The organism is Clostridium sulfidigenes (genome assembly GCF_052067195.1).
Lineage (GTDB): Bacteria > Bacillota > Clostridia > Clostridiales > Clostridiaceae > Clostridium_J > Clostridium_J sulfidigenes.
In genome coordinates this window covers 74,128-89,716 of the sequence record NZ_JBQHQR010000005.1, presented here as the reverse complement: position 1 = coordinate 89,716, position 15,589 = coordinate 74,128, and the positions used below count along the sequence as shown (strand labels likewise).

Sequence of the window (15,589 nt, the reverse complement as noted above, 5' to 3'; positions counted from 1 at the left end):
TTTTTAATATTATAAGAAATATTATCAATAATCATAATTTACCTTTAAGTTCTTTCATTATCTCCACTACAAGAAATAAGATAAATAATTACTCCAAGAATTATAAATATACCTGTTGAGAATATAGAATTTTGGGTTAATCCTTCAAAATTAAGTCCAAAGGCCACATTAAGTCCTAAAGTAGCAAACCCTGCAACTACTATACCCATTAATGCATCTCCAGCAACTAATCCAGAAGATATAAGAATACCTCTCTCTACTTTTTCTTTCATAAGGGATTCATTTTTCTTAAATTTCTTCTCAACAAATATTCTAATTATACCACCTGATAATATACCTGCATTTAAATGTATAGGTAAGTATAAACCAAGCGCAACTGGTAGTACTGGTAGACCAGATATTTCTGCAAATATAGCTATAGATACTCCCACAAACACAAGTACCCAAGGTAATTCACCAGTCATAACACCTTCTATAACCATTGACATAAGAGTAGCTTGTGGTGCTGGCACTGCTTCTGAACCAATTCCATATGTATTATGAAGCATTAATAATACATACCCAGAAACTACAGCACCAAATATTAACCCTAAATACATTCCAATTTGTACTTTCTTTGGAGAACCACCAATTACAAATGTAGTCTTTAAACTTTGAGCTGTACCACCAGCAACAGCTATAGCTACACATACTATACCACCTACCATAACAGCTGTAATCATTCCCTCTTGCCCTATATTGCCAGTTATCTTTAATATGGCTGTAACAAATAGTAAAGTAGCAATAGTCATACCCGATACAGGATTATTTGATGCACCAATTATACCAACCATTCTTGCAGAAACTACTGCAAAGAAGAATGAAAATACTACTGCCATTAGTGAGCCAATTATTCCTACTCTAATTTGTGGCAATAACCATGCAAGAACAAATACCAATATTGCTGAAGCTATCACCCAAACAATTGGCGGATCTTCATTTATTCTAGTAGTTGCACCACTTTCCTTTTTACCTATACCTGACATGGCTTCTTTAAAAGATCTAATAATGGTTGGTGCAGATTTTCCTAAAGAAATAAATCCTCCTGCGGCAACAGCTCCCGCTCCTATATATCTTATATACTTACTCCATATATCTGAAGCTCCCATCTCAGAGATTAACATAGTTGAAGGAAATAAAGGTTCTGGAACTGTACTACCTATATATTTAATAAGTGGTATTAATCCAAGCCAAGCTACAAGAGATCCTCCAAACATAAATGCCGATGCTTTTGTACCTACAATAAAGCCAACCCCTAGAAGTGAAGCTAATGTATCTATTCCAAATACGGAATTTTGATATGCAGGTATAACCCATTCTGGTCTTTCACTCCAAAGAGCAAATCCTCCAGAAGCTAACTTATAACCTCCACCAATTCCGAGACCCATTAAAACCATTTTAAATCCACTACCACCTTCACTTCCATTAACTAAAACTTCAGCTGCAGCCATAGATTCTGGATATACTAAATTTCCATGCTCCTCAACTATTAAAAATTTTCTTAAAGGAGTAACAAAAAATATACCTACTATCCCTCCTAGAAGAGTAACAATAACTATTGTAGAAACCCTTAAGGTAATTCCCCATAAAATAATTGCTGGTAGTATAAATATAATTCCACCTGCTATAGATTCTCCAACTGCTGCAATTGAAGCAACCATATTAGCCTCTAATATATTGTTTCTTTTAAATAATCCTTTTAAAATCCCTGTGGCAAGTATTGCCCCAGGAATACCTGCTGAAATTGTAAGACCAACCTTTAATCCTAAATAAGTGTTTGCAGCAGCAAATATCATTGTAAATACTGCACCCATTAGAATAGAATAAACACTTGACTCAGGCATTGCCGTTGTAGTTGATATAAAAGGCATATAATCATCACCTTTTATACCACCATAGGCAGTATGGGATAATCTCTTATTATCTTTCATTTATAATTCCTCCTTTGTAAAATATATTAGTCACATTAATTATGCATCTTTAGACTTATTTTTAATATTTACTTTTCCCCTCATTCCATTACTTACCACTTTATTTTATTGCCGATTTTAGTTATTGTTAAATTCCCTTATACCTTTAAATATATTTTATGGATATGAATTTATCTTTCCCTAAATATAGTTTAATTATTATTGTATTTAGCATAAATTAAAATAAAAAAATGGTGAAATAAATTTCACCACTTCAATACTTCTTTAACATTTTACTTACTTATACACTATTTTAGTTTACCAAACCTATCAAAAGGAAATATAATAAATTTTCCTTCTCCCTGTATGTCTTCAAAAGATATATAAGGATTTTCCCATAATCGTGCATCAATAGAATTTCCTCTATTATCTCCCAAAAATAAATAACAACCTTCTGGTACATTAAAAGAACCTGTAGTATCGCTAAAACTACTTACATAACTCTCCTCTAGAAACTCACCATTTATATATACACTTCCATCTGATTGAATTTCTACATTCTCTCCTGGAAGACCTACTACTCTTTTAATCAAGTCTTTATTTAGCTCATCAGAATGAAATACTAAAATATCTCCTCTTTTAATAGATGATGGTTTATAAGTTCTCAATGAAAATATTCTATCTCCTGGTGTAATAGTGGGATACATAGATTTAGTTGGAACATTTACATTGAAAAAAATAAACTTATTTATTAAAAATCCTAAAATTATAGCAATTAATGCTGGTATTATCCATTCTTTAAGAAATTTTATCACTAATTATTCCCCCCAAAGTCATTTTAAGTTTTTTATATTACTATATTACCACATTTTAAACAATAAATATCATCTTATCATATATTCTTTTATTATCTAATGTATTCCACTTATTAATTTATTTAATAGTAGGTGAAAAACATACCTACTATTAAATTATAAAAACTGCAAATACTAATATCGTAGAATAATTTTATATTTATTAAAATTATTTGATCATATAAACATTTAATTATATAGTGGGAGGTAATATTTTGATTAATAGAAGAATTGTTACTTATAATCAAGAAGAAGATTTTTCTTATTTAAAAACTACTTCTAATCTTTCTACTTCTATTGAAAATATGGATTCAGAACTTTGCATCAAAGAACTAAAAAATATTACCTTAGTTCCTAGAAGTGGAACTCATAATAATTTTAAAATAGGAGAAGAATTTATTATGTATGTAATCTCCGGTGAATTACTATATAGCGATAACATAGGAAATTTAGAAACCCTTTCATCTGGAAATTTTCTTTATATTAATTCTATGGATGGGATAACTTATGATATTTTTAATAGTGGCATTGATTTTCTAGATATCATTGAAATAACCTTATACACCAATAATAACTCTTATATTCAAAAAAAGAATAGTAAATCTCCTATATTAAATAAATATGACTTTAAAAATTCTATTGAAAATCAGTGGATATACGCTATTAGTCCTTTAAATGGTCTGGCTCCAATTAAATCTAATTGTGATATTAATATTTATTTTGCATTACTACAACCTAACAAGGATTTAACTTTTACAATTAACAAAGATAGACAAGGCTATTTATTTCAATGTTATGGAGAAACTGAAATTTTTACAAATAATTCTGATAATATTACCTTAACAGGCTCTGACAGCGCTTATATTTCCAATGAAACTTTTGAAGTAAAAGCAAATATATCTAGCAATATACTTCTCATTGAAACTGCAACTTAGTAAACATTAAGGCTATGTGAAATTTATTAGAAATTTTAGTTCTGTAGATTTTTTCTTATACATAGCCTTAATATTTTTTTCTTATAATATCTTCTTTAAAAACTCTTTCTTTAAATTTCAATAGTCTAATATATTTATTATGTGATATTTTATTATTTTTATCGTATAAATAATAAAAGAGTTTTTTGGGGAGGTATCAAGTATTATGAATATTATTGCTATTATAGATATTGGTTCAAATACGGTTCACCTACTAATTGTTAATATAGATGATAAGTCCAATCCAAAGATTATAGATGAAGATAAGGAACATTTAAGACTTGGAGCTACCTTAGCTACCAATAAAATTATAAGTTCTGAAAAAACCATTCATGTAATAACAGTTTTAAAAAAATTTTTGCGTTCTTGCATTATAAATAAAGTTTCTAAAATCATATGTGTAGCTACGGAAGCTTTAAGAGTAGCTGAAAATAGTAACTATGTTCTTGATTTAATAAAAGCTCATACTGGAATTTTAGTTCAGGTTTTGTCACCTAAAGAAGAAGCTTATTTATCTTACCTAGGAGTTTTTTCTACTTGTAATCTAGATAAAGGTATAATAATGGACACTGGTGGAAATAGTACAGAATTAATTTTTGTAGAAGAGGGTAAATTTACAAATTACACTAGTATTCCTCTAGGTTCTATAAACATAACTGAGAAAATAAAAGTTAATAAGCGTGGTAGATACTTGAGCTGTGACTACAACGAGGACTTTTTCTATAAGCTATTTTCTAATATACCTTGGATTGAAAGCTTTTATGGAAGCTCTTTAGTTGGCATTGGCGGAACTTTTAAGAATCTCGGAAAGATATATTCTAATTATTTAACAAATTCATGTTCATCTACTAACACAATAGAATTTTCCAACCCTCATGAACTAAAAACTCTTTGTGAAAGCCTTAAAGTTATAAGTTTAAAAGAGAGAGAAAACTTACAAGGTCTTTCAAAAAAACGTGCTGATATTATATTAGGTGGATGTGAAATAATAACTCATATTGTAAACTATTGTAACTTTTATAACATTATTATATGTAGTGAAGGCTTAAGGACTGGTATACTAAATAATTACTTAAATTCTACTAATGAACCCATTGAGACACATATAACTATATAACTATTTTATAAGTAAAATAGTTATATAGTTATATATGTATGTCCATTATAATAAAAATAAAAACCACTTTATAAAAGTGGCTTTTATTTTTATATGAATTTTGATATAAGTAAATATATAAAGTGAGCTGACATACCTGCTATTAATCCACCAAAGGTATGACTAACAATAGCTTTACCTGTTAATTCTCTACACTTTAAACCATCCATCATCGCAACGTGAGTACTTAAATATCCACTCCAACACATCCCCATAGCTGTAAATACTGCAATTTCATTACCGCCTATTAATCCATTTTGTAACATTTCCGGTACTAAACCAATTGCAGCTCCTGCTGCCCCTAAAGATGTTATCGGGAAAGCTATAGCTTCAGGACTTTGGAAACCAAATAACGGAACTAATATAAATTGTAGTTTTTCCCCAATCCAAGGTAAGAGTGCGATACCTTCTGATGCAGCTCCAGTGTAAGCTCCAGATGCAGATGGTCCATTAGTAAGCATTAAAACTAAAGTACAAATTATTAAAACTCCTGGAATTATAGCAAGTCCCATTTGTACTCCTGAAGCTCCTCCTTCAAGCATAGCACCAATAAATCTTTCTCCAACACTTCCATCTCTAATTTCTCTATAGTTCATCATGTCAAAACCAGTATCATTGTCTTGTACACACATTTCTTCTTTTCCATAAATTTTTGCGGTTTGTCTAAGCATTAATCTAGTGCTTATAATACTTCCTATTACAGCTCCTATATTACCTATTATAGCTGGCAGTATAAAACTTTCTCCTATAGGTGACTTTTGTCCCATCATATAGGTAGTAATAATCAACCCCATTCCAAAGGCTGTTCCTAAATTAGTTAAAGCTGGCAACTGATATTTTTTAAAATATCTTCTAAATCCTTTATCATCTGCTAAAGTAAGTATAGCAGGATTATCAGACAGATAGGTGGTTAAAACTCCTATAGCACTAGCACCAGGTAAATCATAAAGTGGCTTCATTAATGGTGATAACAATTTGTTAATTAAAGATACCACTCCAAATTCTGATAGAAGTGCAGATATAGCTCCTGCCAATACTGCAATAGCCATTATATAAAAAACTGTTTTCATTAATAAGCTATACGCAGTTTCCATTAGGGTATTAAACATATTTATGGTTCCCATAACACTTCCCATACCTATGAAAAAACCTAAAAATAAAATTAGAAATATAATACCTTCTTTGCTAACGGCCTTTTTCAAACCCTTCTTATGTGTCAATTATTGCTCCCCCTTATTTTAAATTTTAAATCTTTTATGAATATTCCATATTTATTATGAATTATTTACCCATTAATGTCAATGGTTATTACTCGTAAATTTTTTCACTTCTTATTTCATATTTATAAATATTTTTAAATCAAATTTTATATATAATTGCTGTTTGAATTTAATTTTCACTTTATTGAATTATATTCTTATATTATGTATTCCTTTACACTTTTTCATTTATACTATATTAGTTATTTCTTAAAATAAAAGGTATCTAAAAATTTTATTATCTAGATACCTTTATCTTAATGACTTTTCAATACACATTTGTTTAAAACTTTACCCTACATTGAAAAAATTCTTGTTCTGAAATTCCTGAAATTCCATTAATGCAAAAACTATTACTTTCTTTATCCTCAATAAATTTATTCATTATTAGCGAATCATCAAATTTAATTTCCTTAATAAAGTTAAGTTGCATATAAGATATTTTCTTTTCTCTATGCCAATCTAAAGAAAAGAAATCTTCTATAAAAGAAATATATTTAGCATTATTAACATGATTATTTATATCTATATCATTATAATATAACTTCCTATTGACAGTTTCTATAGCCTCACCTGGCATCTTTATCTTGTTAAGCTTATTATCAATGACATCCCCTACATTAATATTTATATCTACTGGGCACATGGACGGCTTTTGTGGAAGTCTAGTTTCAATATCTACAATTAAATAATATATCAAAACTCTACCAATAACTTGTCCATCCTTATCCTTAATCTTAAATCTTCTTTTCATAAAGACTTTTTCACGGCCACCTAAACAAGTTTCTACTGTTATATCTTCTCCAACCTTAGGATATCTCTCCATTGTAATTTCAACTCTAGATACTACCCAAAATAATCCTTTATTCATCATAGACTGAAAATCCACCCCCAAAATTTGAGAATGACCTTCTGAAACTTGTTGAACATAATCCATTATTGTAAATAATTTAACATTTCCCATAAAGTCTCCTTCATGAAACTTTATAGTGAATTGTTCTTTATAATTTAGCTCCAAAATTACACCTTCTTACGCCACTTTTCTTCTTTATTCCTTATTTATATTATCTTACTATGTAGATTTAATAACAAAATTAGTATATCATAATTTATATATAACATAAAGTTAAGGAGAATAAGTTATGAATAATTTAACAAATAAGCACTTGGTTGTTATTTCAATTGATGGATTAAAAGCAGCTGATTTTGATATAATAAGTAACTTACCAACTTTTTCACAATGCATTCAAAAGGGGTCAGTAGTTAGAAATGTTAAATCTATATATCCATCATTAACATATCCAGCTCACACTACCATAGTTACAGGTAAGTATCCTAAAAACCATGGGGTTGTAAACAATAAATTATTAGAACCTGAAAAAGCTGCCCCAGATTGGTTTTGGTTCAGAAAATATGTAAATGGTCCAACACTATATGATATGGCAAAAAGTAGGGGGCTTACTGTAGGATCTATATTTTGGCCTGTTACTGGTAGATCCTCTATAAAATATAATATGCCTGAAATTTTCTCTAACAATAAATATATATCTCAAGAAATGGCATCACTTCTAGGTGGAAGCCCTATATACCAATTCAATTTAAACAGAAAATTTAAACATCTCCTTGATGGTATAAAGGAGCCTAACTTAGATAATTTTGCTACTGCTTGTGCTATAGAAACCATTAAAAAGTATAAACCTAACTTACTTTTACTACATCTCTTAGACTTAGACAGTCAACGTCATGGTTATGGTACTGATTCTAAAGAAGCTGTAGAATCACTTCATCGCCATGATGGGAGATTAGCTGATGTAATAAAAGCTCTGAAAGAAGCTGGTATATATGATAATTCTTCTATAGTTATTTTAGGTGATCATGGATTTCAGGACTTTAATAAAGTTATTACCTTAAACACCCTATTTAAAAATCAAGGGTTAATAAGCATGGATGATAATAATAGACTTAATTCTTGGAGAGTATATGTAAAATCTTGTGATGGAAGTGCCTATGTATACGTTAAGGATGACTTTAATAAAAATCTCTCCTCAAAAGTTTATAATATTTTAAAAGCCTTATCTCTTGATGAATCTAAGGGAATTGCAAAGATATATAGAAATGATGAGATAATAGATTTAGGTGGTGATCCTAAGGCTACATTTATGATTGAGGCTAAAAGAGGTTTTATTTTTATTGATAAATTTAATGATACTATAGTGACTTCAACCACTCCTAAAGAGGGAAAATCTAACGGAAATCATGGTTATCATCCTAATAGTCCTGATATCCATACTCTCTTTATTGGATGTGGTGAAGAGTTTAAAGAAAACTTTTTTATGAATAATATGAATTTAGTGGACATAGCCCCTACCCTCTCAAAAGTTTTAGGTATTAAATTTCCAAAATGTGATGGAAGGGTAATTGATGAAATATTGACTATTCCTTAATTCTTTAAGAATAATCTATGATGTAATAAAGAGATAAGAATTTAAATTAAATTCTTATCTCTTTCCTAATTATTATACTATCATATGCATACAAATGGCACTCAAAGTTCCAACTACAACTCCTGCACCTACATCTGTTGGATAATGTACACCAAGATAAACCCTTGAAAATCCCACAAGACTAGCAATTACTATAGATACTACTGCTAATCCAGTAAAGCTTAGTGCAATACTAACTCCAATTGAAAAAGCTGCAGTGGTGTGACCTGATGGAAAGGAATAATCATCTACACCTATCTTCTTTATGTTTAGCGTTGGAAACTTTATATATGGTCGTATCCTATTTTTTACTCTCTTTAGAAAGTGAGTAATACCGCCAGAAGTAATAATTGATAAAGATGCTAGAAATCCTAGGTTCTTAATTTCTTTACTTTTAGACATTACAGTCATCACAACAAAAACCATACAAAATGTGGCAGATCCTAAAAATGTTATATATGGCATAATTTTATCTAAAAATTTGCATCGTAATTTTTTATTTATAAACTGCAATAGTGTTATATCCACCTTTTTTATTAATTCTATCATAGATCCTCCTAAAAACATCATAAATAGATTATATATAAAAATAAGATAAAATAAAAGTTTTTCATTTAATTCTTTCTTATTTCTCTCTTATAATAAATAATTAGATTTTATGAATATATTATTTCGATTATTATTATAGTATATTTATTAGGATAAATGCAGTTTAAATGATAAAATATTTATAAGAAATATGTTTTATACATGTTATATATTCATGTTTAGGAGGTCTCTATGGAAATTTTACAATTAAAAGAAATAAAGAAAAAGATTTTAAGAAAGCTTTATAACTCTCATTTCTTAAAATCTGAAAATATATCGCAAAAATTTCTTGATAAGCATATAAACTCACCAGTTTTTTTATACACACTCCAAGACATTTTAGTGGAAAAAGATTTTTCTCCATCTAAAGTTCTTTATCTATGTACTCCTTTATTAAATGATTTATATGAAGAAGGCCCTAATGAATGGTTAGTATATTTATATAATTATGCCTTAAGCAAGAATTTTAAAGATGCAGTAACTATAGAATTAGATTCAAAATTAACTTCAGGATGTGAAATATTCCTTAGAATTTATAAGGTTCTATGTAATATAGAAAAATCCATATCTGATTCAGATTGTTGGCAAGCAAAATATCCTTTAATAACTTTAACAGATAGTGAAATTGAAGAACTAGAAAGAAAAGATGAATATTTAAAATTCATTAAAGCCTTTGACCGTGACTATGTATATGAAATGATGAAGCTTAATGGAGAAATATTTAAGTATAATACTTTAGATCACATCTGTGGTGTACATTACCTAGCTATGTTTTTAGCACGCCAACTTAAAACTAAAGGGTTACCTATAGATTTAGGAAGAGTCTCTGGAGCTGCTGCTGGACATGACATTGGAAAATATGGATGTAAAGGTGAAGAGCTAAAACGCGTTCCACATCTCCACTACTATTACACAGACCAATGGTTTAGAAACCACAATATAAATTATATTAGAAATATCGCTATAAATCATTCTACTTGGGATTTAGAACTTGAAAATCTATCTTTAGAATCATTAATACTCATCTATTGTGATTTTAGAGTTAAAAATGTATTTACGAATTCATATCCTACTATGCATATTTTTTCTTTAGAAAAATCTTTTAAAGTAATTCTTCAAAAACTAGAAAATGTTGATGCTAAAAAGGAATCTCGTTATAAAAAAGTATATGGCAAGTTAAAAGACTTCGAAGATTACATAAAGAGTATTGGTGTAAATGTTGATTTAGATTTTAAAGAAGACAATTTATCTTCTGTAACCCCTCCAATATATTCTTTGCTTACAGGAAAAGAAATAACTGATAGTATGAAACATTTAGCAATAAATCACAATATAAATCTTATGTACTTATTACGTGATGAATATTCGTTAAATACTATATTAGAACAGGCTCGAAGTGAGAATAACTGGAAAAACCTTCGCCAATATATAAGAGTATTAGAAGAATATTGTACTTACTTTACTCAAAAACAAAAGCTACAAACTCTAGAATTTCTTTATGACAATTTAGCTCATAGAGAAGATGACATTCGCCGTCACTGTGCATATCTAATAGGAAAATTAATAGCTATTTTTGATGAAGATTATAGTAAAGAATTACCTAAAAATGTATCTATAGATAAACCTAACATAAATAGTTATCAATTATTTGAAGAGTATATTTCATTAATGCTTTATCCTAGCGGTAAACTAGTAAATGCTCATAAAAACTGGATTGGCTATAATACTAAAATCATGGTTAACTCTGTTTTTATAAATTCCAGAAAAATTTTTATGAAAATATATAGAAGTATTCTCTTGAAACATTATATGTCTCAAAACATAACTTCTTTTGAAACTCAGCTGTATTTACTCTATACCGCAAAGTATATATCTTTTGAGTCCTATGATGAAACTTTAGATTCACTCATAGAATTCATTATTGATAAAGTAAAAAAAAGAAATGTAGTTATAAGATTAGCTGCTCTTGAAAGTTTAAACGATATAATTCCTAAAATACCACCTACTCATTCTATACTTGATTATATGATTAAAAATCTTGGAGAAATTAAAACTAGAAGGAAAAATTCATCTGAAAATTATTTATATTTAAAAATTTTCACAACTCTTAATATGGATGACCATATATCTCTTTTTAAAACTTACTGTAAGGAAGATTATAATAAAATCCCAGATATCCTCCTTAGCAACTTAAAAACAGCTACTAATTGGGTGGTAAAAAAACATCAGATAGATATACTTCTTAATTATACACTCTATATTGCGCCAACTACAGGACTTCATACTTGCATTCACTTTTGTAATATGTTAAAAGTTAGTGCTATGGAAAGTGTTAGAAATAGTGCAGGCTCTTCAATAATTAAAATTATGCCTAACCTAAATGATTCAGAAAGAAATGAAGTAGCTATAGAGCTTTTACGTGGACTAGAAATTGAAGGCCAGAAATTCACAGAATATATATCACCTTTCTTAGGTCAGATAATCTTATGGCTAGCACCTAATGAATTAGATGAAATTATTGATGATTTAAAAAGCAAAATTAAAACTTCAAATGAAGATGTTAAGATACTAATTCTTAAAGCTATAGGAATCTCCTTGTCTAACTATGATGTATATAAATCTCGTTATAATGAAAATGAAAAAATTTATAATGAAAGATTAAAATCAATGTTATCTATTATTTTAAATGGTATAGGTGATTATAAGGATAAGGTTAAACAAGCAGCCATAATCACTCTTGGTAAGGATATATTTGGAAGTTCAACAATTTCTATAAATGATAAGTTATATGTTTTCAAATTAGTAGCTAAAAAAATTCTTACTCTTATAGGTAATGATGACAATAATAGATTACTTTTACTAACCAATGCAGCTGCTCTAAATCACATCTATAGATTTATAGCAGACTATACTTTTTTAAATGGCGATATTCTTATAGATATCCCTAAGAAAATAGCATTTTTCCCTGGTACCTTTGACCCTTTCTCTTTAGGACATAAGAATATTTCTAAAGCAATTCGTGATTTAGGTTATGAAGTATACTTAGCCGTGGATGAATTTTCTTGGTCTAAAAAAACCTTACCTAATCTTTTAAGAAAAATATTAATTAATTTATCAATTTGTGATGAATTTAATATTTATATATACCCTGAGACTATGCAAGTGAATATATCTAATACTAATGATTTAAGAATGCTTAAGGAATCATTTTCAGATTCTCAAATATTCTTTGTTTCAGGTAGCGATGTACTTTTAAATGCCTCTTGCTATCGTAATCCTGTGGAAGAGGATTCCATTCATACTTTTAATCACATAATTTTTGAAAGAGGTAATTCAAAAAAACTTTTAGCTGCTAAATCTCTTATAAATGGCACTGTAGAAGTATTAAAACTTCCAGCTAAATACTCTACCATAAGCTCTAGTCAAATCAGAAACTATATAGATAGAAATAGAGATATTTCAACCTTAGTAGATCCTTTAGTTTCTCAATATATTAATGAAAATGGTTTTTACCAACGAGAACCCCTAGATAAGCTATCTCTAAATGAAAGTCACTTAGATTTTGAATTTGTTGATGAAGTTACTGATAATATAATATTAAAATTATTCTCTCATTTAAACCTTAGTAATGAAATAAAATCTATCTTATCAGAACTTAAAGATAAGGAAGCTCCTAAACTAGTAATGATTAAAGATTCTAAAAAAAGTGAAATTCTAGCTATTGCCGCAATGCATTGGGTTCGTTCAAATAATCTTTACGATGAAGTTAAAGATGAGAATATTTCTAGAGCACTTCGTTCCCTATCTACAGGAAGAATGATATTTATAGATGGAATTTATGTTACTGATAGAGAAAAATATAAATTTCTTGAGCAAATTATTTTAACTGAGGCTTTAGCTTATGCTATTTCTAAGGATTATGAATACGCTGTCTTTAATCCATGCCATAGTTCATTATCTAGCTCAACCTTAGTAGAAATAATGCTATCCCAAGGTTTTGTAAATATTGGCTCTGAAAATAAGGAGTCTCCTGTATTAGCAGTTAATATGACTAGTCCATGTATTTTGAACTTAGATGTAGAGAATATTTTAAAAGAACCTTTTAGAAGTAACTCTAAAATTAAGAATGTAATTAATTCTAGAAGAAAATTATTGCAAGGTGCTCTTTCAAAATTATATCCTAATGAACTTTTACTTTGCTTTAATAGCGAAGTACTTCATCAAAAAATGATAAGAAATATTTGTCATGAAAATAGTATCTCTACTTATGTAAAAGCATCTAAGGAATATGGTGAAGCTATGTGTGTACCTTATGGTGATATTTTAGATAGAGATTTAGTGCCAAATACTGTTACCAAATCCCTTCATACAGAAAAGTATTATTATGGTGATATGAAGAACTTCTTTATAGGCGAATCTCCCTATTACCTATCTTTAAATAACCAAATGAAAATGATAAAGTCCTTTAATCGACCAATTTTTTTAGTAGATAACATTCTCCATAAGGGGTATAGAATGAGAGCCTTAGACCCTATACTAATTAATCAAGGAATTAATGTGAAAAAAATCCATTGCGGTATTCTCTCTGGTCGAGGAAAAGATTTAATGGATATGCAAAATAGGCAAGTTTCTAGCGTATACTTCATACCTAGACTCAAAATTTGGTTTAATGAGAATTCTTTATATCCATTTTTAGGTGGAGATGCTATATGGAGAGGAGAATTTCCTAAACGAAACTTAATTCCATCAATTAATAGTATATTACCATACACTTACCCAGTATTCATAAAAAATACTTCCCACGAAAATGTTTATAATTTTTCTAAAGTCTGTCTTGAAAATTCTATAGAAATACTAAAAATACTTGAAAGAGAATATCATAACATATATGGGAGAAATCTAACCCTTTCATCACTAGGCGAAGTTATAACTACTCCTCGAAGTCCAGATATTGGAAAAGGAATTGAATATGATTTATCATCTACTCCATCAGCCCTAGTTGAAAAGGATTTAGAACTACTTACCAGACTTGAAAATATGCTATAAAAGGAGAACTATACATGTTTTACTATATATTTAATAATAATTTAATTATAACTAATGAATCTATAACACGAGATGACTTTATCTCTACAGATGAAAATTTCTGTAAAAACTATACTGGTAAGATCTTTGCTTTAACTTCTATAAATTGTGAAAATTCTAGAAGATCCTTTATAGTCTCTACTGAAAATCTTTTGTTTTTAGATAAAGAGGATTTAAGTATACTTAAATCCTCTTATAAAATAAATAAAACAATACCTATCTGGCTTAAAAATGCCATTAATGAAAAAAGAGTTATTTCCTTAAATACTAATTATCCAAACTTTCTAGATGTGCTAGTCTATTCTACCCCTCTAAAGTGGAGAGTAAATGTAGTTGGTTTAGGAGATGTAGGTGCTACTCTTTTAACCGGCCTTAAACTTCTAGGTAATGATGTAATATCTAGTTTAGGCATTTATGATAAGGATTTTAAAAAAGTGAATCGACTTAACCTTGAATTATCTCAAATTTTATCTTGCGACGGTAAAGAAAACAATCTACAAATTCTTCCCTTAAGGGAAGAAGATTTGTTCAACTGTGATATATTTGTATTTTGTGTATCTGTAGGTATTCCTCCTATAGGAAAAGAAGAAAAAGATGTAAGACTTGTACAGTTTGATGGTAACAGAAAAATCCTTAAAGTATATGGACAAATGGCAAGAGATGCAAAGTTCAAAGGAATCTTTGCAGTAGTATCTGATCCTGTAGATTTATTATGCAAATCTCTTTTTATTGATAGCAATAAAAATAAGGATGGTACCCTTGATTTTCAAGGTCTTGCTCCAGAGCAGATTCGCGGATATGGATTGGGGGTTATGAATGGTAGAGCAGCTTATTATAGTAGCTTAAGGGAAGATACTGCGAATTATTTACAGGAAGGTAGAGCTTTTGGTCCCCATGGTGAAGGATTAATAATTGCTAATAGTATTGAAAACTTCAATGAGTCTGCCTCGGATTTTCTTACTGAAAAGGCGAAAACTGCAAATTTGGAGGTTCGTGCTACCGGTTTTAAACCTTATATAGCTCCAGCCCTATCTTCTGGTGCTCTCAGCATCCTTGATACAATTAAAGGTAACTTTCACTATTCTTCAAACTTTATTGGTGGTACCTATATGGGGTGCAAAAATAAATTTCTAAATGGATGTACAGAAAACGAAACATTAGATTTACCTTTAGAATTAATGAATAGATTAAAAAATACCTATAATCTTTTAAATGAATTGTATAATAAAAAATAATAAGAA

General features: G+C 28.9%; 10 protein-coding genes. 5 read left to right on the top strand and 5 right to left on the bottom strand.

Annotation, left to right across the window (positions count from 1 at the left end):
• Positions 1 to 44 precede the first annotated feature (44 nt).
• Both ACTNBA_RS07625 and lepB read right to left on the bottom strand, forming a co-directional pair.
• On the bottom strand, positions 45 to 1,970 hold the full coding sequence (locus ACTNBA_RS07625; protein WP_346848935.1) for an OPT family oligopeptide transporter: 1,926 nt from the start codon (positions 1,968 to 1,970) through the stop codon (positions 45 to 47).
• 287 nt (positions 1,971 to 2,257) lie between these two features.
• Complete coding sequence (lepB, locus tag ACTNBA_RS07620; RefSeq protein WP_346848934.1) at positions 2,258 to 2,764, bottom strand: signal peptidase I; 507 nt, start codon at positions 2,762 to 2,764, stop codon at positions 2,258 to 2,260.
• A 254-nt stretch (positions 2,765 to 3,018) separates the two neighbouring features.
• On the opposite strand from lepB, the gene ACTNBA_RS07615 reads away from it, so the two are divergent.
• Both ACTNBA_RS07615 and ACTNBA_RS07610 read left to right on the top strand, forming a co-directional pair.
• On the top strand, positions 3,019 to 3,738 hold the full coding sequence (locus ACTNBA_RS07615; protein ID WP_441073289.1) for a pirin family protein: 720 nt from the start codon (positions 3,019 to 3,021) through the stop codon (positions 3,736 to 3,738).
• A 205-nt stretch (positions 3,739 to 3,943) separates the two neighbouring features.
• Positions 3,944 to 4,894, top strand: coding sequence for a Ppx/GppA phosphatase family protein (locus ACTNBA_RS07610; protein WP_441073288.1), 951 nt, complete (start codon positions 3,944 to 3,946; stop codon positions 4,892 to 4,894).
• 89 nt (positions 4,895 to 4,983) lie between these two features.
• On the opposite strand, the gene ACTNBA_RS07605 is transcribed toward ACTNBA_RS07610, so the two are convergent.
• On the bottom strand, positions 4,984 to 6,153 hold the full coding sequence (locus ACTNBA_RS07605; RefSeq protein ID WP_441073287.1) for a CD0519/CD1768 family membrane protein: 1,170 nt from the start codon (positions 6,151 to 6,153) through the stop codon (positions 4,984 to 4,986).
• Positions 6,154 to 6,475: 322 nt separating this feature from the next.
• Positions 6,476 to 7,210, bottom strand: a complete 735-nt coding sequence (locus ACTNBA_RS07600) for an acyl-[acyl-carrier-protein] thioesterase (protein WP_441073285.1) — start codon at positions 7,208 to 7,210, stop codon at positions 6,476 to 6,478.
• Positions 7,211 to 7,334: 124 nt separating this feature from the next.
• Here ACTNBA_RS07600 and ACTNBA_RS07595 point away from each other — a divergent pair, with 124 nt between their 5' ends.
• On the top strand, positions 7,335 to 8,636 hold the full coding sequence (locus ACTNBA_RS07595) for an alkaline phosphatase family protein (RefSeq protein WP_441073284.1): 1,302 nt from the start codon (positions 7,335 to 7,337) through the stop codon (positions 8,634 to 8,636).
• 72 nt (positions 8,637 to 8,708) lie between these two features.
• Here ACTNBA_RS07595 and ACTNBA_RS07590 read toward each other — a convergent pair whose 3' ends face one another.
• Positions 8,709 to 9,224 (bottom strand): phosphatase PAP2 family protein, encoded by a 516-nt coding sequence (locus ACTNBA_RS07590; protein WP_441073283.1) that lies wholly within the window; start codon positions 9,222 to 9,224, stop codon positions 8,709 to 8,711.
• Positions 9,225 to 9,455: 231 nt separating this feature from the next.
• On the opposite strand from ACTNBA_RS07590, the gene ACTNBA_RS07585 reads away from it, so the two are divergent.
• Positions 9,456 to 14,309: a nucleotidyl transferase family protein gene (locus tag ACTNBA_RS07585; RefSeq protein ID WP_441073282.1), complete on the top strand. Its 4,854-nt coding sequence runs from the start codon at positions 9,456 to 9,458 to the stop codon at positions 14,307 to 14,309.
• 14 nt (positions 14,310 to 14,323) lie between these two features.
• Positions 14,324 to 15,583 (top strand): lactate/malate family dehydrogenase, encoded by a 1,260-nt coding sequence (locus tag ACTNBA_RS07580; protein WP_441073280.1) that lies wholly within the window; start codon positions 14,324 to 14,326, stop codon positions 15,581 to 15,583.
• Positions 15,584 to 15,589 lie beyond the last annotated feature (6 nt).

Coding starts and splice junctions, on each gene's coding strand:
- ACTNBA_RS07580 (WP_441073280.1), top strand. CDS start 14,324: ATGTTTTACTATATATTTAATAATAATTTAATTATAACTAATGAATCT.
- ACTNBA_RS07610 (WP_441073288.1), top strand. CDS start 3,944: ATGAATATTATTGCTATTATAGATATTGGTTCAAATACGGTTCACCTA.
- ACTNBA_RS07585 (WP_441073282.1), top strand. CDS start 9,456: ATGGAAATTTTACAATTAAAAGAAATAAAGAAAAAGATTTTAAGAAAG.
- ACTNBA_RS07590 (WP_441073283.1), bottom strand. CDS start 9,224: ATGATAGAATTAATAAAAAAGGTGGATATAACACTATTGCAGTTTATA.
- ACTNBA_RS07625 (WP_346848935.1), bottom strand. CDS start 1,970: ATGAAAGATAATAAGAGATTATCCCATACTGCCTATGGTGGTATAAAA.
- ACTNBA_RS07595 (WP_441073284.1), top strand. CDS start 7,335: ATGAATAATTTAACAAATAAGCACTTGGTTGTTATTTCAATTGATGGA.